The organism is Bacillus sp. JK106, assembly GCF_053663355.1.
In genome coordinates this window covers 703,071-723,429 of record NZ_JBSJQC010000003.1, presented here as the reverse complement: position 1 = coordinate 723,429, position 20,359 = coordinate 703,071, and the positions used below count along the sequence as shown (strand labels likewise).

General features: G+C 47.0%; 21 protein-coding genes, 2 tRNA genes, 1 riboswitch and 1 other annotated feature. Of the genes, 21 read left to right on the top strand and 2 right to left on the bottom strand.

Annotated elements, in window-relative coordinates:
• Positions 1-25 precede the first annotated feature (25 nt).
• The 5 genes from ACWJJS_RS14085 to ACWJJS_RS14065 all read left to right on the top strand — a co-directional run bounded on the left by ACWJJS_RS14085 (position 26) and on the right by ACWJJS_RS14065 (position 6,681).
• Complete coding sequence (locus tag ACWJJS_RS14085; protein WP_017418309.1) at positions 26-1,003, top strand: electron transfer flavoprotein subunit alpha/FixB family protein; 978 nt, start codon at positions 26-28, stop codon at positions 1,001-1,003.
• A gap of 208 nt (positions 1,004-1,211) precedes the next feature.
• Positions 1,212-2,702: an alpha-N-arabinofuranosidase gene (locus tag ACWJJS_RS14080; protein ID WP_173613167.1), complete on the top strand. Its 1,491-nt coding sequence runs from the start codon at positions 1,212-1,214 to the stop codon at positions 2,700-2,702.
• Between the two features lie 152 nt (positions 2,703-2,854).
• A complete protein-coding gene (gene trxA / locus ACWJJS_RS14075; protein ID WP_003152560.1) occupies positions 2,855-3,169 on the top strand; it encodes a thioredoxin in 315 nt (104 codons plus the stop codon).
• Between the two features lie 143 nt (positions 3,170-3,312).
• Positions 3,313-5,085, top strand: a complete 1,773-nt coding sequence (uvrC, locus tag ACWJJS_RS14070) for an excinuclease ABC subunit UvrC (protein ID WP_007612945.1) — start codon at positions 3,313-3,315, stop codon at positions 5,083-5,085.
• A 61-nt stretch (positions 5,086-5,146) separates the two neighbouring features.
• Positions 5,147-5,326, top strand: a riboswitch (Lysine riboswitch).
• Positions 5,327-5,451: 125 nt separating this feature from the next.
• Positions 5,452-6,681 (top strand): aspartate kinase, encoded by a 1,230-nt coding sequence (locus ACWJJS_RS14065; protein ID WP_032873773.1) that lies wholly within the window; start codon positions 5,452-5,454, stop codon positions 6,679-6,681.
• Positions 6,682-6,727: 46 nt separating this feature from the next.
• Here the strand turns inward: ACWJJS_RS14065 and ACWJJS_RS14060 are convergent, their stop codons facing one another.
• Positions 6,728-7,174 (bottom strand): YslB family protein, encoded by a 447-nt coding sequence (locus ACWJJS_RS14060; protein ID WP_077722664.1) that lies wholly within the window; start codon positions 7,172-7,174, stop codon positions 6,728-6,730.
• Between the two features lie 296 nt (positions 7,175-7,470).
• On the opposite strand from ACWJJS_RS14060, the gene sdhC reads away from it, so the two are divergent.
• The 14 genes from sdhC (at position 7,471) to ACWJJS_RS13990 (ending at position 16,919) form a co-directional block, all read left to right on the top strand.
• Positions 7,471-8,079 (top strand): succinate dehydrogenase cytochrome B558, encoded by a 609-nt coding sequence (sdhC, locus tag ACWJJS_RS14055; RefSeq protein ID WP_003152571.1) that lies wholly within the window; start codon positions 7,471-7,473, stop codon positions 8,077-8,079.
• 33 nt (positions 8,080-8,112) lie between these two features.
• Positions 8,113-9,873: a succinate dehydrogenase flavoprotein subunit gene (gene sdhA / locus ACWJJS_RS14050; protein WP_003152573.1), complete on the top strand. Its 1,761-nt coding sequence runs from the start codon at positions 8,113-8,115 to the stop codon at positions 9,871-9,873.
• Between the two features lie 2 nt (positions 9,874-9,875).
• Complete coding sequence (gene sdhB / locus ACWJJS_RS14045; RefSeq protein WP_003152575.1) at positions 9,876-10,634, top strand: succinate dehydrogenase iron-sulfur subunit; 759 nt, start codon at positions 9,876-9,878, stop codon at positions 10,632-10,634.
• 59 nt (positions 10,635-10,693) lie between these two features.
• Complete coding sequence (locus tag ACWJJS_RS14040) at positions 10,694-11,131, top strand: acyl-CoA thioesterase (RefSeq protein ID WP_003152577.1); 438 nt, start codon at positions 10,694-10,696, stop codon at positions 11,129-11,131.
• 120 nt (positions 11,132-11,251) lie between these two features.
• Positions 11,252-11,476: a spore germination transcription factor GerE gene (gene gerE / locus ACWJJS_RS14035; protein ID WP_003152579.1), complete on the top strand. Its 225-nt coding sequence runs from the start codon at positions 11,252-11,254 to the stop codon at positions 11,474-11,476.
• 186 nt (positions 11,477-11,662) lie between these two features.
• The gene (locus ACWJJS_RS14030) at positions 11,663-12,103 is read left to right on the top strand and encodes a MarR family winged helix-turn-helix transcriptional regulator (RefSeq protein ID WP_003152580.1); all 441 of its coding nucleotides are present in this window, start codon (positions 11,663-11,665) and stop codon (positions 12,101-12,103) included.
• Between the two features lie 7 nt (positions 12,104-12,110).
• Entirely contained in the window at positions 12,111-12,929 is an 819-nt protein-coding gene (gene racE / locus ACWJJS_RS14025; protein WP_012118125.1) for a glutamate racemase, read from the top strand.
• A 105-nt stretch (positions 12,930-13,034) separates the two neighbouring features.
• A complete protein-coding gene (locus ACWJJS_RS14020; RefSeq protein WP_003152582.1) occupies positions 13,035-14,120 on the top strand; it encodes a GerMN domain-containing protein in 1,086 nt (361 codons plus the stop codon).
• Positions 14,121-14,229: 109 nt separating this feature from the next.
• The gene (gene rph / locus ACWJJS_RS14015; RefSeq protein WP_003152583.1) at positions 14,230-14,967 is read left to right on the top strand and encodes a ribonuclease PH; all 738 of its coding nucleotides are present in this window, start codon (positions 14,230-14,232) and stop codon (positions 14,965-14,967) included.
• Positions 14,968-14,978: 11 nt separating this feature from the next.
• Entirely contained in the window at positions 14,979-15,575 is a 597-nt protein-coding gene (locus tag ACWJJS_RS14010; RefSeq protein ID WP_102421645.1) for an XTP/dITP diphosphatase, read from the top strand.
• 15 nt (positions 15,576-15,590) lie between these two features.
• A complete protein-coding gene (locus tag ACWJJS_RS14005; protein ID WP_077722662.1) occupies positions 15,591-16,100 on the top strand; it encodes a YfcE family phosphodiesterase in 510 nt (169 codons plus the stop codon).
• 113 nt (positions 16,101-16,213) lie between these two features.
• A tRNA-Arg gene (locus tag ACWJJS_RS14000) sits at positions 16,214-16,287 on the top strand.
• A gap of 122 nt (positions 16,288-16,409) precedes the next feature.
• A tRNA-Arg gene (locus tag ACWJJS_RS13995) sits at positions 16,410-16,483 on the top strand.
• 250 nt (positions 16,484-16,733) lie between these two features.
• Positions 16,734-16,919 carry a hypothetical protein gene (locus ACWJJS_RS13990; RefSeq protein WP_007408136.1) on the top strand — a complete coding sequence of 62 codons (186 nt, stop codon included), beginning with the start codon at positions 16,734-16,736 and terminating at the stop codon, positions 16,917-16,919.
• A 39-nt stretch (positions 16,920-16,958) separates the two neighbouring features.
• On the opposite strand, the gene ACWJJS_RS13985 is transcribed toward ACWJJS_RS13990, so the two are convergent.
• Positions 16,959-17,309: a hypothetical protein gene (locus ACWJJS_RS13985; protein ID WP_014305527.1), complete on the bottom strand. Its 351-nt coding sequence runs from the start codon at positions 17,307-17,309 to the stop codon at positions 16,959-16,961.
• Positions 17,310-17,731: 422 nt separating this feature from the next.
• Positions 17,732-17,983: a binding site (T-box leader), on the top strand.
• 119 nt (positions 17,984-18,102) lie between these two features.
• Between ACWJJS_RS13985 and ilvB the strand changes: the two genes are divergently transcribed.
• Positions 18,103-19,827, top strand: a complete 1,725-nt coding sequence (gene ilvB, locus ACWJJS_RS13980) for an acetolactate synthase large subunit (protein WP_454023656.1) — start codon at positions 18,103-18,105, stop codon at positions 19,825-19,827.
• Complete coding sequence (gene ilvN / locus ACWJJS_RS13975; protein ID WP_454023655.1) at positions 19,824-20,342, top strand: acetolactate synthase small subunit; 519 nt, start codon at positions 19,824-19,826, stop codon at positions 20,340-20,342. The genes ilvB and ilvN overlap by 4 nt, the downstream gene beginning before the upstream one ends.
• Positions 20,343-20,359: the final 17 nt, after the last annotated feature.

The window sequence follows — 20,359 nt, the reverse complement described above, 5'->3', positions numbered from 1 at the left end:
ATTAAAGAAACTGGGGGATGTCAGAATGGGAAAAAAAGTGATCGTACTCGGAGAAATTCGTGACGGCGCCTTACGGAACGTCACCTTTGAAGCCATAGCCGCAGGCAAAACCATTTCCGGCGGAGGAGATGTCATCGGCGTGCTGATGGGAAAGGGCGCGGCTGATGCAGCATCAGAACTCATTCAGTACGGCGCCGACAAAGTATTTACGGCCGATTCGCCGGGGCTTTCTCAGTATACGGCGGACGGATATGCCGCGGTTCTCGGGGATTTGATCGAAAATGAAAAGCCTGATGCGGTCATTTTCGGCCACACTTCTATGGGAAAAGATTTGTCGCCTAAGCTTGCGGCCCGGTTTGAAACGGGGCTGATTTCAGACAGCACGGATGTAAGCGTTACCGGAGACAACATCGTTTTTACAAGACCGATCTATTCCGGAAAAGCCTTTGAACAGGTGATTTCAACCGATCCTTTCATTCTGGCGACAATTCGTCCGAATAATATTCAGGCATTAGAAAAAGACGCGAACCGGACGGGTGATATTGAAGAGCTTGCGGCGCCTCCGGCAGATTTGCGGACGGTCATTGAAGAAGTAGTCAAAAAAACGGCGGACGGCGTAGATTTATCAGAAGCGAAAATTATCGTAGCAGGCGGCCGCGGTGTAAAAAGCAAAGATGGATTTGAACCGTTAAAAGAACTTGCCGAGGTGCTCGGAGCAGCGGTGGGCGCTTCGCGCGGCGCGTGTGACGCGGACTACTGCGACTATTCTCTTCAAATCGGCCAGACGGGAAAAGTCGTCACGCCGGATTTGTATATCGCCTGCGGCATTTCCGGAGCGATTCAGCATTTGGCGGGCATGTCAAACAGTAAGGTCATCGTTGCCATTAACAAAGACCCGGAAGCGGAAATATTTAAAATAGCGGACTACGGAATTGTCGGCGATTTGTTCGAAGTGGTACCGCTTCTGACCCAGGAATTTAAAAATGCCAATATTCATTCATAATCAAAACCCTCTGGCTTATTTGTCAGAGGGTTTTGGTTTGCGTTAATTGATTCGTACAAATTACATATTGATAAAACAATAGATTGACATGTACGAACCAATGTAATAAGCTTTTGTAAAGCGCTTACAAACTTATCCAGTCAGCATACATCCCAGATAGATCGGCTCTAGTGCTTTCATTCTTATTAAGGGGAAGGAATGATCAAGTTTGTCTCACAATACGGCAGTCATTCAAACTGATATCACACGGGGAACCATTAATAAAAACATATACGGACATTTCGCGGAACACCTGGGAAGAGGCATATATGAGGGCATCTGGGTCGGAAAAGATTCCGATATTCCGAATACCGGAGGGGTCAGGACGGATGTCGCCGCCGCCCTCAAGCAGCTTCAGATTCCCGTCCTCAGATGGCCGGGCGGCTGTTTTGCTGATGAATACCATTGGGCGAACGGCGTAGGGAAACGCAAAACCATGCTGAATACCCATTGGGGCGGGACGATTGATTCTAATGAATTCGGCACGCACGAGTTTATGATGCTTTGTGAACTGCTCGGATGCGAACCGTACATCGCCGGAAACGTCGGCAGCGGAACGGTTAAAGAAATGGCTGATTGGATTGAATACATGACGTTTGAAGCAGGCACGCCGATGTCCGACTGGAGAAAAGAAAACGGGCGGGAAACACCGTGGAAGCTGAAGTATTTCGGAATAGGAAATGAGAACTGGGGCTGCGGCGGAAACATGCATCCTGAGTATTATGCCGACCTTTACAGAAACTTTCAAACCTATGTCCGCAATTACAGCGGTAATGAAATCTATAAAATTGCCGGCGGCGCGAATGTCGACGATTACCGCTGGACTGAAATTTTAATGAAAAAAGCCGCGGATCTCATGGACGGGCTGAGCCTGCATTATTACACAATACCGGGCGACTTCTGGAAGGGGAAAGGATCAGCGACGGAGTTTACGGAAGATGAATGGTTCATCACGATGAAAAAAGCGGCGCATATGGATGAATTGATCACAAGGCACAGCGCCATCATGGATCAGTACGATCCCGAAAAAAGAGTCGGGCTGATCATTGATGAATGGGGCACGTGGCTTGATCCTGAGCCGGGCACGAATCCGGGCTTTCTGTATCAGCAGAATACGATCCGCGACGCCCTTGTCGCCGCCGCGCATTTTCACATTTTTCATCAGCACGCAGACCGCGTACAGATGGCCAATATCGCGCAAACCGTCAACGTGCTTCAGGCAATGATCCTGACAGAAGGGAACGATATGCTGTTGACGCCGACGTATCATGTGTTTGATATGTTTAAGGTGCACCAGGACGCATCTCTTTTAGCCTCAGAAACAATAGCGGCCGGGTACGAATGGAATGACGGCCGGCTCCCGCAAGTCAGCATTTCAGCGTCCAAACAGCAAAACGGAGACATACATATCAGCATTTGCAATATCGATCATCTGCACAAAGCTGACGTGAAGATTGAACTGCGGGGCATGAAAAAGACAGGGACGCCTTCGGGAACGATTCTGCACGCGGAAAAAATGAATGCCCGCAATACATTCAGCAGTCCGGAAAACGTCAAACCGAAGCCGTTTTCCGGGTTTGCTCAAAAGGGAGGAAAACTTGAGGCGGAGCTTCCTCCGATGGCGATTGTATTAATCACGCTGCCTGCGGATCCATCTTAAGTTTTGAACGCCCGCCGCCCGGTTATAATACACTGTATAAATAAGATTATTTCCGGCGGGTTCGGGAGAAAATAATATAAGCATTAAATTAGCATGAACGAATGGGAGATGCTATACTAAAAATCATCATTTGACAATTGGAGGAATAACAAATGGCTATCGTAAAAGCAACTGATCAATCGTTCTCAGCTGAAACAAGTGAAGGTGTCGTATTGGCTGATTTCTGGGCTCCTTGGTGCGGACCTTGTAAAATGATCGCGCCCGTTCTTGAAGAGCTTGATCAAGAAATGGGAGACAAATTGAAAATCGTCAAAATCGACGTGGATGAAAACCAAGAAACTGCCGGTAAATACGGCGTCATGAGCATCCCGACACTTCTCGTGCTAAAAGACGGAGAAGTCGTTGAAACATCTGTCGGCTTCAAACCGAAAGAAGCTCTTGAAGAGCTTGTAAACAAACATCTGTAAGCCGAAAGCTTCCGTTACGGCAGGGCGATTCCTTTGAAAGGGAATCGCCTTTTTTTGATCTTCCAAAAGCTGAGAATGGAGAAAAACAAATGTTCGTGATACACTGAATGGACACGAGAAATGAATGTAAGGAAGGGTAACGTATGAATAAACAACTGAAAGAAAAGCTGGCCCTCCTTCCCGATCAGCCGGGCTGTTATTTAATGAAAGACCGTCAAAAAACAGTCATCTACGTGGGGAAAGCGAAAGTCTTGAAAAACAGGGTGCGGTCTTATTTCACCGGTTCTCACGACGCAAAAACCCAACGGCTTGTGACGGAGATTGAGGACTTTGAATATATCGTGACTTCCTCCAATCTTGAAGCGCTTATTTTGGAAATGAATCTGATTAAAAAATACGATCCGAAATACAATGTCATGCTGAAAGATGATAAAACCTATCCTTTTATTAAAATCACCCATGAACGCCATCCTCGGCTGATTGTCACCCGGAATGTCAAAAAAGACAAAGGACGCTATTTCGGCCCGTATCCGAATGTGCAGGCGGCGCGGGAAACGAAAAAACTGCTGGACCGCCTTTACCCGCTCAGGAAATGCTCAAAGCTTCCGGACCGCGTCTGTCTTTATTATCATCTCGGACAATGCCTCGCCCCATGTGTAAAGGATATATCTGAGGAGACAAACCGGGAGATTGTTGAAGACATCACCCGTTTTTTAAAGGGAGGGCATAACGAAATCAAAAAAGAGCTTGAAGCGAAAATGGCAGAAGCGGCCGAAAAGCTTGAATTTGAACGGGCTAAAGAATTCCGCGACCAGCTTGCTCACATTGAATCGACGATGGAGAAGCAGAAAATGACCATGAATGACCTTCTGGACCGCGATGTGTTTGCATATGCCTACGATAAAGGCTGGATGTGCGTCCAAGTCTTTTTTATACGCCAAGGAAAACTGATCGAACGCGATGTCAGCATGTTTCCGATGTATCAGGAAGCGGATGAAGAGTTTCTGACCTTCATCGGCCAGTTCTATTCCAAAAACAATCACTTTCTGCCTAAGGAAATTCTGGTGCCTGACAGCGTTGACAGGGACATGATCAGCGAGCTGTTGGAAACCGCCGTGCATCAGCCGAAAAAAGGCCCGAAAAAAGAGCTGCTTTTGCTTGCGCACAAAAATGCGAAAATCGCCCTGCGGGAAAAATTCTCGTTAATCGAGCGGGATGAGGAACGGTCAATCGGTGCAGCCGAACGGCTTGGCGAAGCACTGAATATTTACACGCCGCATCGGATTGAAGCGTTTGACAACTCCAATATTCAAGGCACAAACCCCGTATCGGCCATGATTGTCTTTATAGACGGAAAACCGAATAAAAAGGAATACCGCAAATATAAAATTAAAACCGTAACAGGGCCTGATGATTACGGCTCAATGAGGGAAGTCGTCAGAAGAAGATACACGAGGGTGCTCCGCGAAAATCTTCCGCTGCCGGATTTAATCATCATTGACGGCGGAAAAGGGCAGATTAACGCGGCGCGCGACGTGCTCGAGAATGAGCTCGGCCTTGATGTCCCGGTAGCGGGATTGGCGAAAGATGATAAACACCGGACATCGAACCTTTTGATCGGCGACCCGCTTGAACCGGTGTTTCTGGAGCGGAACAGCCAAGAGTTTTACCTGCTTCAGCGCATTCAGGACGAAGTTCACCGTTTTGCGATCAGCTTTCACAGACAGATCCGGGGAAAAAGCGTCTTTCAATCCGTTCTGGATGATATCCCCGGAATCGGCGAAAAACGAAAAAAAATGCTCTTAAAACATTTCGGATCTGTCAAAAAGATGAAGGAAGCAAGCCTTGACGATATCAAAAAAGCCGGTGTGCCGGCCGCGGCGGCCCAGCTGCTGTTTGAAAAATTAAAAAAATAGTATTGTGCTTTTCTGAAAAATCTGCTAGAATGTGAACTAATTTCATAAGATCGTGTTATATGGTGAAGATAGAGGTGCGAACTTCAATAGTAAGCCTTTGGAGAATGATGGATTCTGCGAAAAAGGCTGAAAGGGGAGCGTCGCCGAAGTGTATCACATCCCATCGGTGTGATTTGCTGGCCTTGCATTAAATAAATGTAAGGCTGTCAAGAATTCATTTTCTTGGAGGGCTATCTCGTTGTTCATAATCAATCGTACTGATATGAAAAAGCAATGAGAGCTATTCCTCTCATTGCTTTTTTTATTGTGGACAAAACGCTCTTTTCTCCTCACCCGCACGAACCAAAATGTAAAGGGTGGTCTAGTATGGGTCTTATCGTACAAAAATTCGGAGGCACTTCCGTCGGCTCTGCCGAAAAAATTCAAAATGCCGCAAATCGCGCCATTGCTGAAAAGCAAAAAGGCCATGATGTCGTAGTCGTCGTTTCGGCAATGGGAAAATCAACCGACGCGCTCGTTAACCTCGCGGCTGAAATCACATCTGAACCAAGCAGACGCGAGATGGATATGCTTTTGTCTACGGGGGAGCAGGTCACGATTTCGCTTTTGGCCATGGCGCTTCAGGAAAAAGGATATGACGCCGTCTCTTATACGGGCTGGCAGGCGGGTGTCCGCACGGAAGCCGTTCACGGCAATGCGAGAATTACGGATATTGATATCACGGCGATTCGTTCGCAGCTTGCAGAAGGCAAAATTACAGTCGTTGCCGGTTTTCAGGGCGTAACGGAAGACGGCGGCATCACGACGCTCGGACGGGGCGGTTCCGATACGACGGCGGTCGCTCTTGCAGCAGCGCTGGAAGCGGATAAATGCGACATTTATACAGATGTTCCGGGCGTATTTACGACAGATCCGCGGTATGTCCGGTCAGCGAGAAAACTGGCGGGAATTTCTTATGATGAAATGCTGGAGCTTGCAAATCTAGGAGCGGGTGTTCTTCACCCGCGGGCGGTTGAGTTCGCGAAAAACTACCAAGTGCCTTTAGAAGTGCGGTCAAGCACGGAGCATGAAGCCGGAACATTAATTGAGGAGGAATCATCAATGGAGCAGAATTTAATCGTCAGAGGAATTGCATTTGAAGACCAGATCACAAGGGTGTCCGTCACGGGCCTTGCAAGCGGACTGACAACACTTTCAACAATTTTCACCGCGCTGGCAAAACGAAACATCAACGTTGACATCATTATTCAGACACAGTCGGATGATGGGGAAGCGGATATTTCTTTCTCGGTGAAAACGGAAGATGCCGCGCAAACGGTCGCCGTGCTTGAAGAATATAAAAACGCGCTTGACTATGAAAAAATTGAAACCGAAAGAAAACTGGCGAAAGTCTCCATTGTCGGGTCGGGCATGGTTTCAAATCCCGGCGTCGCCGCGGACATGTTTGCCGTACTGGCGGAAAAAAATGTACAAGTCAAAATGGTGAGCACATCCGAAATAAAAGTATCAGCGGTTGTCAGCGAAAATGATATGGTGAAAGCGGTCGAAGCGCTTCATGACGCGTTTGAGCTTTCTAAACAGCCGTCTGCCGTATAAACGGGCAGGAAAAAAGGCGGGACTTGGAGTCACCGCCTTTTTTCAATTATACAGGGTCCTTCATATCCCATTTTACGGTCAGGACGACTTTATCCGCTCTCTTTTTTACCTGTTCATAAGATTCTGCAATCTGATCGTTCATCAATTGAATCTGTTCGGCTATAAAACCGGCTTCAAGCTGGAAACAAGGCTCTTTCTGATGTTTGAGCCTGTTGGACACGAGCGGTCCTTCCAGTTCAAATTCCAATTCTTGTTTTTTTGATCCTGCGTTTGTCAAAGTTCCCCATCCGGCTTTTTCAAAAAAGGCGGGGATTTCTTCCCACGATTGAAGAGGGAATTTGCGGGCGAGGCGTTTTCCCGCCCAATACATCATCGATGAATGATCCGGGCCGAGGATATCCGGAAGCACGATTTCCCGGATTAATTCGTAGCCGTATGCGCTGACGTCGAGTTCAGTTAAAGGTTCTAAAGCTGCTTCATAATTATTCTTCATATTATGTATTCCCCTCTCTCCTTCGTTTATTATAGCTTAAACAGGGGGGAGGATTACAGGATGATCCTATAAAACACGCGAAAAAATGTGAGAAAGATATCGCAGGAAAATAAAATTTTCCCTCCAGATAATCAATTCCGAAAATTATAATTTATGTACACGTTTTCTTGACGCCCTTTTGAGGGAGGAGTAAAATGAAATTGTCAATAAATTTTAATAAAGTGCTTACAATTGAAACGAAGTGGGGGCAGAGATTTTAGTACATTTCGCACTTAAATCAAACAGGGGGTAAAGTAATGTCTGGGAACAGAGAGTTTTATTTTCGAAGATTGCATTCCTTGCTCGGTGTTATTCCGGTCGGCATCTTTTTGATCCAGCATTTAGTCGTCAACCAATTTGCCGCAAGGGGAGCGGATGCGTTTAACAAGGCGGCCGGCTTTATGGACAGTCTGCCGTTCAGGTATGCGTTAGAAATTTTTATTATTTTCTTACCTTTAATTTATCATGCGGTTTACGGTGTGTACATAGCATTTACTGCGAAAAACAACGCTGGCCACTACAGTTATTTCAGAAACTGGATGTTTGTGCTTCAGCGTGTCACTGGTATTCTCACCCTTATTTTCGTCAGCTGGCATGTGTGGCAGACGCGGATTGCCGCGCAGATGGGCGCTGAAGTCAACTTCGATATGATGGCGAATATTCTGAGCTCGCCGTTTATGCTCGGTTTTTACATTGTAGGCGTTTTATCGGTCATTTTCCACTTTTCAAACGGCTTATGGTCTTTTGCGGTCACATGGGGGATCACGGTTACGCCGCGTTCTCAAAGAATTTCGACTTACGTGACGCTGATTATATTTTTAGCGCTTTCATACGTAGGTTTAAAAGCGATTTTTGCGTTTGTGTAAGAGAACTAGATTACTAGAGGGAGAGGGGCTATCATGAGTCAATCAAGCATTATCGTAGTCGGCGGGGGTCTAGCCGGCCTCATGGCGACAATTAAAGCAGCGGAATCAGGCACGGCCGTGAAATTGTTTTCCATCGTTCCTGTCAAACGCTCTCACTCGGTCTGCGCGCAGGGCGGGATAAACGGAGCTGTCAACACAAAAGGGGAAGGAGACTCTCCGTTTGAGCATTTTGATGACACGGTATACGGAGGCGACTTTTTGGCAAACCAGCCTCCTGTAAAAGCGATGTGTGAAGCGGCGCCGTCCATTATCCACTTATTGGACCGCATGGGGGTTATGTTTAACAGAACGCCGGAAGGGCTCTTGGACTTCCGCCGTTTCGGGGGTACACAGCATCACAGAACCGCTTACGCGGGAGCGACGACGGGTCAGCAGCTTCTTTACGCACTGGACGAGCAGGTGCGCAGATATGAAGTGGCGGGTCTCGTCACAAAATACGAAGGCTGGGAATTCCTCGGCGCCGTTCTTGACGATGAGCGCACGTGCCGCGGTATCGTAGCCCAAAATCTGACCAATATGCAAATCGAGTCATTCCGTTCTGACGCCGTTATTATGGCGACGGGAGGACCCGGAATCGTATTCGGAAAATCAACAAACAGTATGATCAACACGGGATCTGCCGCATCAATCGTCTATCAGCAGGGCGCTTATTATGCAAACGGCGAATTTATCCAAATTCACCCGACAGCAATCCCGGGGGACGATAAACTGCGTCTGATGAGTGAATCGGCGCGCGGCGAGGGCGGAAGAGTCTGGACGTACAAAGACGGAAAACCTTGGTACTTCCTCGAGGAAAAATATCCGGCTTACGGAAACCTCGTGCCGCGGGATATTGCGACACGTGAAATCTTTGACGTGTGCGTGAATCAGAAACTCGGCATCAACGGAGAAAACATGGTGTATCTCGATCTGTCGCACAAAGATCCGAAAGAGCTTGACGTTAAGCTTGGCGGCATTATCGAAATCTATGAAAAATTCATGGGCGATGATCCGCGCAAGCTTCCGATGAAAATTTTCCCTGCCGTTCACTATTCAATGGGCGGACTGTGGGTTGATTATGATCAGATGACAAGCATCCGCGGACTGTTCGCAGCGGGTGAATGTGATTATTCAATGCACGGAGGAAACCGTCTAGGGGCGAACTCTCTGCTTTCCGCCATCTACGGAGGAATGGTGGCCGGACCGAATGCGGTGAAATATGTTTCCGGACTTGAAACATCAGCGGAAGACCTGTCTTCTTCATTATTTGATTCCTATGTGAAAAAAGAAGAAGAAAAATGGGCCGATATCATGAAGATGGACGGCGACGAAAATGCCTACGTGCTTCACCGTGAGCTCGGAGAATGGATGACGGCCAATGTCACGGTGGTCCGCCACAACGACAAGCTTTTGAAAACGGATGACAAAATCCAAGAGCTGATGGAACGCTTTAAGAAAATCAATATCAACGATACGACAAAATGGAGCAACCAAGGGGCGATGTTCACCCGCCAGTTCTCCAATATGCTTCAGCTTGCCAGAGTCATCACGCTCGGCGCATATAACCGAAATGAAAGCCGGGGAGCGCACTATAAACCGGATTTCCCTGAAAGAAATGACGATGAGTGGCTCAAAACGACGATGGCTAAACATGCCGGTCCGTTTGAAGCTCCGGAATTTGAATATCAGGATGTCGATGTATCACTGATTGCGCCCCGTAAACGCGACTACTCGAAGAAGAAGGTGGCGAAATAATCATGAGTGAGAAAAAGATACGGTTTATCATTACACGCCAGGATACGCCCGAAAGCGCGCCATACGATGAAGAATTCGAAATCAATTACCGCCCGAATCTGAACGTGATTTCCGCCCTGATGGAAATCCGCAGAAATCCCGTGAATGCAAAAGGAGAGAAAACCACTCCGGTCGCATGGGACATGAACTGTCTTGAAGAAGTATGCGGCGCCTGCTCCATGGTCATCAACGGAAGACCGCGCCAGTCATGTACTGCGCTGATTGATAAGCTGGAACAGCCGATCCGTCTGAAGCCGATGAAAACATTCCCGGTTGTCCGTGACCTTCAGGTTGACCGCAGCAGAATGTTTGATTCACTGAAAAAAGTGAAAGCATGGGTGCCGATTGACGGAACTTACGATTTGGGGCCGGGGCCGAGAATGCCGGAAAAACGCCGCCAGTGGGCATATGAATTGTCTAAATGCATGACATGCGGCGTCTGCCTCGAAGCCTGCCCGAACGTCAACAGCAAGTCGAAATTCATGGGGCCTGCCCCGATGTCGCAAGTGCGTCTGTTTAACGCCCATCCGACGGGCGCGATGAACAAAGCAGAACGTTTAGAAGCTTTAATGACAGACGGCGGCCTCGGAGATTGCGGGAATTCACAAAACTGTGTTCAATCCTGCCCGAAAGGCATTCCGCTTACGACTTCAATCGCTGCTTTGAACAGAGATACCAATTTACAAGCATTCCGTAATTTCTTCGGAAGCGACAGAGTATAAGAAAGAGAAAAAGAGCCTCTTCCGCACGGGAGAGGTTTTTTTATAAGGAGCTGAAGGTGATGAAACAACCGCAATATATTGATATCCCGTTTGAAGAATGGAGACAGTCGTTTTCTTTCTTTACTGAAGTATCGGTTCGTTTTTCAGAAACGGATATGTTCGGTCATATGAATAATGTAACCCCTTTCATCTATTTTGAAGAAGCACGGATCGCTTATTTTAAACAGCGGGGCATGACGGCGCAAAACTCGGAAACGATGACGGTCGTCGCAAGCCAGCAGTGCGACTATATGCGTCAGGTGATGCCGTATGAAAATCTGCGGATTTATGTGAAAGCAAGCGCTGCCGGAAATGCGTCCGTCACCCTACATTACCTTGGAGAAAATGAGTCGGGCCTGCCGTGCTTTACAGGTTCCGTCGTTATGGTTCAAGTGTCGAAGAAAAGCGGCAAAGCGGTCAGCTGGACGGAGCGGGAGAAAGGCATTCTGCTCGCCTGAACGGATAACTATTTCTCTAAGAGACGTCACCTCCGAAGCGCCCTTTACATATGATATCTTGACTATATAAACCCATTCGTTTCAGATTCGCTCTCACCTTAGCAAGGAGGGTTACAATACTTGAAGGAGAAAGATTTTCAATCAAAGCCGCTGCTGACCAAAAGAGAAAGAGAAGTATTCGAATTGCTCGTTCAAGACAAGACAACAAAGGAAATTGCAAGCGAGCTATTTATCAGTGAAAAAACTGTACGGAATCACATTTCAAATGCCATGCAGAAGTTAGGTGTGAAAGGGCGTTCGCAAGCTGTTGTCGAGCTTCTTAGAATGGGTGAGCTAGAGCTCTGATTCTTGCCGGTTTTCCTTCTTTACGAGAAGGAGCCGGTTATTTGCGTTGGCGCCCGGGCTGATGGGCATGCGGTGAAAATCCCGGTTTTTCCTTTTTCTCCGTCAGTCTTGCATTTTCTTAAAAAAAGAAGGAAAATAGACACGGAGCGCATAGCCCAGAAAGATCCTTGAGTGAGGGATGGACAAATGACATCAAAATCTGTAGAGCATGTTGCGGATATCGAAAAATCACTCCGCCATATCGCTGCGATCATTAAACAAAAAGGAAGAGAAATCCTTAACCAATATGCAATTACACCGCCGCAATTCGTGGGGCTTCAATGGCTTTATGAATTGGGGGATATGACAATAGGCGAATTATCAGGCAAAATGTATTTGGCTTGCAGCACGACGACGGATCTGATAGACCGCATGGAAAAAAATAAGCTTGTCGAGCGGGTCAAAGACCCGGCTGACAGACGGGTCGTCAGAATTCATCTTCTCGCTGAAGGAGAGCGCATTATCCAAGAAGTGATTTTGAAAAGACAGGCTTATTTGCGGGATATGTTTGCGACATTTTCCGAAGAAGAAACAGCCGCTTTCGAAAAATCATTATTGAAACTGCAGCATGAAATGAAAAGAAAATGAGGCGATTTTGTTGGAACAGCCGATAGGAGTCATTGATTCCGGGGTTGGCGGGTTAACCGTTGCTAAGGAAATCATGAGACAGCTACCGAAGGAAAATATCATCTATGTGGGAGATACAAAACGCTGCCCGTACGGCCCGCGTCCTGAAGAAGAAGTTCTTCAATACACGTGGGAAATGACCGATTACCTGCTGGAAAACCACCATATCAAAATGCTCGTGATCGCCTGCAATACGGCAACGGCCATTGCCTTGGAGGATATTCAGCGCAAAACGGATATTCCGGTTGTCGGCGTCATTCAGCCGGGTGCGAGAACGGCGATAAAGGTCACGAAAAACCAGCATATCGGCGTCATCGGCACGGTCAATACCATTAAAAGCAGAGCGTATGAGCAGGCGCTGCTCGGGTTAAACGCAGAACTTCAAGTTGAGAACACGGCTTGTCCGCTGCTCGTGCCGTTTGTGGAAAGCGGACGGTTTCTTCAGGAATCAGCGGAGGAAGCGGTTGAAGCATCGCTTGAACCTTTAAAAGGTACATCAATTGACACCTTGATTTTAGGATGTACGCATTATCCGATTTTAAAAGACCCGATTCAGAATTATATGGGAGAGCATGTGAAAATCATTTCCTCCGGAGACGAGACGGCGAGAGAAGTGAGCACCATCTTGTCTTATAAAGGTTTGTTAAACCAATCGAAACATGCACCGGAGCATCAATTTCTTACAACGGGAGAGCGGAACGGCTTCGCAAAAATTGCCGAAGACTGGTTCGGCCACGAAATCGGCCATGTCGAGTGCATCTCCCTTCAAGAGCCGGTCAGAAAATAAATCAAAAAACCCGCTGTTTACAGCGGGTTTTTTTGCGCTTCCCGGTCTATTTCCCGGACAGGGCTCGTATACATCATAGTACAAACAGCCTTAGGAGGGAAAAGTATGCTGAAAAAAGGACCTGCAGTCATTGCTGCAACATGTCTTACTTCGGCTTTTGTGTTATCTGGATGCGGTTTGTTTCAATCCGATAAAACAGCCGGGGAAATTGACCCGCCTCAAGACATTTCATATGTAAAGGATGAAGCGGGAATTCAGGCAAAACCAAAGCAGTCAGAGAAAAACGGCACTTCTAAAGCCGACCAGCCGGCCAATACAGTCATGCGAGAGCTGTATCTGATTGATAAAAACGGCTATGTCGCAGCACAGACACTGCCTCTTCCGAACAGTGAGGGAACCGCAAAGCAGGCCCTTGAGTACTTGGTTCAGGGAGGGCCTGTATCAGAAATCCTGCCGAACGGCTTCAGAGCGGTGCTCCCTGCGGATACGACGGTAAATGTCGATATTAAAAAAGACGGCACTGCCGTCGCTGATTTTTCGAAGGAATTTAAAAACTATAAAAAAGAAGACGAACAAAAAATCCTGCAATCGATTACATGGACGCTTACCCAATTCAGCTCAATAGATAAAGTCAAAATCAGAATCAACGGGCACGAATTGAAAGAAATGCCGGTGGGCGGCACGCCGATTACGGGCGACTTAAGCAGAAAAGACGGGATTAATATTGAAACGGCCGGAGTGAATGATCTGACAGACACCCATCCGCTGACTGTATATTATCTGGCGGAAACAGAGACAAGCGAATACTACGTGCCTGTTACAAAGCGGATTGACAATTCGGAAACAAATGACATCACCGCTGCCGTTGAACAGCTCACCGACGGACCGGGCAAAGCAAGCGGGCTTTTGACGGACTTTAACAACGATGTTAAGCTTCTCAGCAAGCCGAAAGTGAAAGACGGCCAGGTTACACTGGACTTTAACAGCTCTATTTACGGAAGCGCCGACGAAAAAACAAAAATGGTGTCATCGGGCGTACTGGACAGCATCGTTCTCACGTTAACCGAACAGCCGTCGATTAAAAGTGTTTCTATAAAAGTAAACGGAAAATCAGAACTGGTGAATGAAAAAGGAGAATCCCTTTCAAAACCTGTTTCGAGGCCGGCACAAGTGAATACGGGTAGTTTTTAATTTGCGATTTTTGATATACTAGTAAAAAAGAGGTTAGCGTTCCGGCTGCCTCTTTCTTTATTCACAATCCGGAACAAAAGGTTTATGTACATATAATCGGAGGTAAAATATGAGACACGACGGAAGACAGCACGATGAGCTGCGCCCTATCACATTTGATTTGGATTTTATCACTCACCCGGAAGGCTCTGTTTTAATTACAGCGGGAAATACAAAGGTCATCTGTAATGCATCTGTGGAAGACCGGGTGCCGCCATTTTTACGCGGCGGAGGAAAAGGCTGGATCACAGCGGAATACAGCATGCTTCCCCGCGCGACGAATCAAAGAACGATAAGAGAATCTTCAAAAGGAAAGGTCTCCGGCAGAACGATGGAAATTCAGCGGCTGATCGGGCGCGCGCTCCGGGCCGTCGTTGATTTGGAGAAGCTCGGCGAACGGACGATCTGGATCGACTGTGACGTCATTCAAGCTGACGGCGGAACAAGAACGGCTTCCATTACCGGCGCATTCTTGGCAATGGCCATTGCGACCGGCAAACTCGTAAAAAGCGGCGTTATCAAAACCTCTCCTGTGACAGATTATCTCGCGGCCATTTCTGTGGGGATGGATAAAGAAGAAGGCCTTCTTTTGGATCTGAATTATGAAGAGGATTCGGCTGCTGAAGTCGACATGAATATCATCATGACGGGAAGCGGACGTTTTGTAGAGCTTCAAGGGACGGGCGAAGAAGCCACATTCTCCCGTGAAGATTTAAACGGACTGTTAAGCCTTGCCGAAAAAGGAATCCAGACGCTTATTCAAAAGCAAAAAGAAGTGCTCGGAGAAACATTGCCTGAACTGAAATAAGAAAGAGAGGCCTGATCAGCGTGAAAGAAGCCATTATTGCGACACACAATCAGGGAAAAGTGAAAGAATTTAAGGAAATACTCGAACCGAAAGGCTACAGCGTCTCTTCTTTGGCGGAAATCGGATTTATGGAAGAAATTGAGGAAACCGGACATACCTTTGAAGAAAACGCCATCTTAAAAGCGGAAGCCGTGGCAAAAGCCGTCAACAAAATGGTCATTGCAGACGACTCCGGTTTATCAGTGGACAACCTTGGAGGCAGACCGGGCGTTTATTCAGCCCGTTATGCCGGAGAAGCAAAAGATGATAAGGCGAATATGGACAAGGTGCTGTCAGAATTAAAAGGCATCGAAAAAGAGCAGCGCACGGCCCGTTTCCGCTGCGCCCTTGCCGTCAGCATGCCGGGGCAGGAAACAAAAACGGTCGAAGGTCATGTTGAAGGGTATATTGCGGAAGGACCCGAGGGAGATAACGGGTTCGGCTATGATCCCATTTTTATTGTAAAAGATAAAGATAAAACCATGGCCCAGCTGACAAGCGCTGAGAAAAACAAAATCAGCCACAGGGCTGAGGCGCTCAAGAAACTGTCAAAGCTGCTTGATTCATAAGGGGGAGCGTATGCAATGAAAGTGCTGATAATAAGTGACAGTCACGGCCTTGAAGACGAGCTGGAGACGATTGCAAAGCGGCACGAAGACGAAGCGGATCTGATGATTCATTGCGGTGATTCAGAGCTTGACGCCGCACATCCGGCGCTCACGCCGTATCACACGGTAAAAGGCAATTGCGACTTTGGCGGCGGGTTTCAGGATGAACTCCTTCTGGACTCCGGCTCAAAGAAAATTCTGGCCGTTCACGGGCATCTTCACGGCATTAAACAGTCACTTTTAACTGTTTTTTACCGGGCGGAAGAGCTTGGGGCGGATATCGTCTGCTTCGGCCACTCACATATTGCCGGGAGTGAAGTGCTTCGGGGCAAGCTTTTGATTAATCCGGGCAGCATCCGTCTTCCGAGAGTCCGCAATGTGAAAAGCTATGCCATTCTTACTCTTACAGAAAGAGAAGGCGCCGTGACATTTTACGACGAAACGGGTCGGGAATTGAAGGACTTGGGGAATACAATCAGTTTTTAACAAGTGATGGGGGAGATTTCATTCTTCCCCATCAAAAGTTTTTAAAAAAATATTGACTTATGATTTGAACCTGTATATAATAAATCTTGTCGCTGATACATAAAGCAAAAGCTGTCCCAGTAGCTCAGCTGGATAGAGCAACGGCCTTCTAAGCCGTCGGTCGGGAGTTCGAATCTCTCCTGGGACGTACAAAAAAAGAGCTGGTGACATCAGAGTGAAAACTGATGCCGCTGGCCTTTTTTATCGGATGACTATATTGTCAATTCGCTGATATCATGGTAAAATGATCAGCAGATATTTGTTTTTCATGTCCCAGTAGCTCAGCCGGATAGAGCAACGGCCTTCTAAGCCGTCGGTCGGGAGTTCGAATCTCTCCTGGGACGTATAAAAAACCTCAAGCCCTGACAATGGGTTTGAGGTTTTTTTTGTATTTTATTTTTATTTTACGAAACAAAAGTTCCGTATTTGATGAAAATTGTAAAGTAATTTTAATATAAATGAAACTTAATGTAATATTTACCGTAATAAATATATGTATAAAGATACTTAAGGCGCCCTTGAGTGATAAATTATCTGATTTCTATCATACGTTTTGTCGGTGATTGTTAGAAAGACAGCAGGAGGAATTAGCTTTTGAAGTACGCATTTGCATATAAAAATCACAATATAGAAACGATCTTTTGCGGAAAAGACGAGCTGTTTGAGGAACTGAAACAATTTTTAATCACTCAATGCGGTTTAATCATTGTTGAGGTTTCAAGGGCTGATTACTATACGGAGCAGGAAATGAATCAGTGGAATGACCGTTATACTCTGTGAATAAGAAAAGAAACCGGCCGTGTGAGACCGGTTTTTGTATCATCTGAATCCGCTCGGAGCGCTGAAGCCCCCGGCATGGCCGCTGAAACCGCCTCCGAGCGCGCCGGGATGTGCCCCGGCGCCGAGGCTTCCGCCGACGTCACTGAAGGTTTGGCCGTAGTACCCGGATGTATAAGGGTACGGAACGAATTGCTGTCCGGCGAATGACAGCGTGCTTTGCGGGGTCTGCTGTCCGTATCCGGATGGCGGAAATCCCTGCTGAAAAGAAGGGCCGCCTTGATATGGTGCTGTATGCATCGGGGCCGGAGGATAGTAAGATTGCGGCGGTAAGACCGGTAAAGGCGGAAATCCAGGAGGCAGGCCCTGCATGCCTGATAACATCTTATTCATGACATCACTCATTTCTTACGAGATAAGAACAGTGTATGCGTATGTCTGTATAAAGAGCCTGTTCAATCGAACGGAATATCTGACAAGCATGCCGGAAGGACAGAGAAAAATCGCGTAATAAAATGTGACATATTCGTATATGAACGGAAAAATTTCATGTAATCTTGAGAGATTAATAAAAAAATGATAAAAACTTTTAATATTTACAGATCCCTTTGTACCAGTAATGAAAGCGTATACAAAGTAGATTGATTAATCTAAATTGTCTAATAATTATAAAAATGCTGTTGACACTGTCTGCAAACGGGCGTAATATGAGTTCAAACAAAAATAAATAAATGATTCACGCTAAAAAGAAAAATCATAAAACACTGAAAAAACAAACAAATGAAGGTTCTTTTTTAATAAAAGAGCTGCCATAATAAAAAGCGCAGAAGAGGATAAGTAGCTTTGCTGAAGTTTTTCACAGAGAGCCGGTAACGCTGAGAGCCGGTAAAACAAATCAAAGTGAACTCCCCTCAGAGTGCCGGTCTGAAATGTAAAGAGTAGGACTCGGCCGAGTGAACGCAATGTTTACTCGTTATCAAAACGGATAATCATTATCCATGAGACGGTCTGCATATGACCGTAAACAAGGGTGGTACCGCGGAGAGCAAAGCCTTTTCGCCCCTTTTGGCTATCGCATGAAATGCTTGGCTGAATGTGGGTGGGAAGGCTTTTTTATTTGCGTCAGCCGGCGCTGAGTTTTATGAATTGGATTTTAGAAGGGAACATTGAAAAGGAGGAACTGAAAATGGGCACAAATGTACAGGCGGATTCTTTGTCTGCCGATTGTACAAAAACAATGAACGGGGCTCTGATGCTGATTGAATCATTAAAGAAAGAAAATGTCGAGATGATCTTCGGCTATCCGGGGGGAGCCGTCCTTCCGATTTACGATAAACTGTATCAATCAGGATTGGTTCACATCCTGCCCCGCCACGAGCAAGGCGCGATTCATGCGGCAGAAGGGTATGCGAGAGTCTCCGGAAAGCCGGGGGTTGTGATTGCTACCTCCGGACCCGGAGCGACAAATTTAGTTACCGGTCTTGCGGATGCGATGATTGATTCACTGCCGCTCGTGGTGTTTACCGGTCAGGTGGCCACTTCGGTCATTGGCAGCGACGCTTTCCAGGAAGCCGACATTTTAGGAATTACGATGCCGATTACGAAACACAGCTACCAAGTCCGCCGTCCGGAAGATCTCCCTCGTGTGATTAAAGAGGCGTTCCATATTGCCACGACGGGAAGACCGGGCCCGGTATTAATTGATATACCGAAGGATGTCGCAGCATTTGAAGGAGAATTCAGATATGATCACGAGATCAATCTTCCGGGTTATCAGCCGGTAAAAGAGCCTAACTATCTGCAGATCCGAAAGCTCGTGGAAGCTGTCAGCAGTGCGAAAAAGCCGGTTATTTTAGCCGGAGCGGGTGTTTTGCACGGTAAAGCTTCAGAAGATTTAAAAAATTATGCCGAACAGCAGCAAATTCCGGTAGCGCACACGCTTCTCGGTCTGGGCGGTTTCCCGGCAGACCATCCTCTTTTTCTGGGAATGGCGGGGATGCACGGCACATACACAGCGAATATGGCGCTTTATCACTGTGACTTGCTGATCAGCATAGGAGCGCGGTTTGATGACCGCGTGACCGGAAATCTGAAGCATTTTGCAAAAACGGCCAAAGTAGCGCATATCGATATTGATCCTGCTGAAATCGGAAAAATTATTGAAACGCAGATTCCGGTGGTCGGCGACAGTAAAATCGTCCTTCAGGAATTATTGAAGCAAAACGGAAAACAGGGACAGACAGAGGAATGGAAACAGCAGCTTTCAGAATGGAAAGAAGAATATCCGCTTTGGTATACAGACGACAGTGAAGAAGGCTTGAAACCCCAAAAGCTGATTGAGTATATTCACCAATTCACAAACGGTGAGGCGATTGTGGCGACGGATGTCGGCCAGCACCAGATGTGGGCGGCTCAGTTTTATCCTTTCCGAAAGGCTGATAAGTGGGTTACCTCGGGGGGACTCGGCACAATGGGCTTCGGCCTTCCGGCGGCTATCGGTGCGCAGTTGGCCGATCGTAACGCCACGGTCGTTGCCATCCTCGGAGACGGCGGTTTTCAGATGACCCTTCAGGAATTAGATGTCATCCGGCAGCTGAATCTTCCTGTCAAAGTGGTTATCTTGAACAACGAATGTCTGGGCATGGTCAGACAGTGGCAGGAAATCTTCTATGAAGAACGCTATTCTGAATCCAAATTCTCGGCGCAGCCTGACTTTGTCAAATTGTCAGAAGCCTACGGCATTAAAGGCGTCCGGATTTCATCGGAAGAAGAGGCGGAAGAAGAGCTTAAAAAGGCGCTTTCATCAAAAGAACCGGCCGTTATTGACGTCCGGGTCGCCAAAAGCGAGAAAGTATTCCCGATGATCGCGCCGGGTAAAGGACTTCATGAAATGGTGGGGGTGAAACCTTGAAACGCATTATCACATTAACGGTGGTCAACCGCTCGGGAGTATTAAACCGGATCACCGGCCTGTTTACAAAAAGACACTATAATATCGAAAGCATCACTGTAGGCCACACGGAAACAAGCGGTGTTTCAAGGATTACATTTGTCGTCCATGTGGAAGGCGAAAATGACGTAGAGCAGCTGACAAAGCAGCTTAACAAACAAATTGACGTCCTGAAAGTGACGGATATTACAAACCAATCGATTGTACAGCGTGAGCTGGCATTAATCAAAGTTGTTTCCGCACCGTCGGCCAGAACGGAAATCAATGGAATCATTGAGCCGTTCAGAGCTTCTGTCGTTGATGTCTCAAGAGACAGCATCGTCGTTCAGGTTACCGGCGAATCTAATAAAATCGAAGCGCTCATAGAGCTTCTCAAACCTTACGGAATTAAAGAAATCGCGAGAACGGGCACAACGGCTTTTGCGAGGGGAACCCAGCAGAGGGCGTCATCCAATAAAACAATTTCAATTGTATAACACAAAAAAGGGAGAGA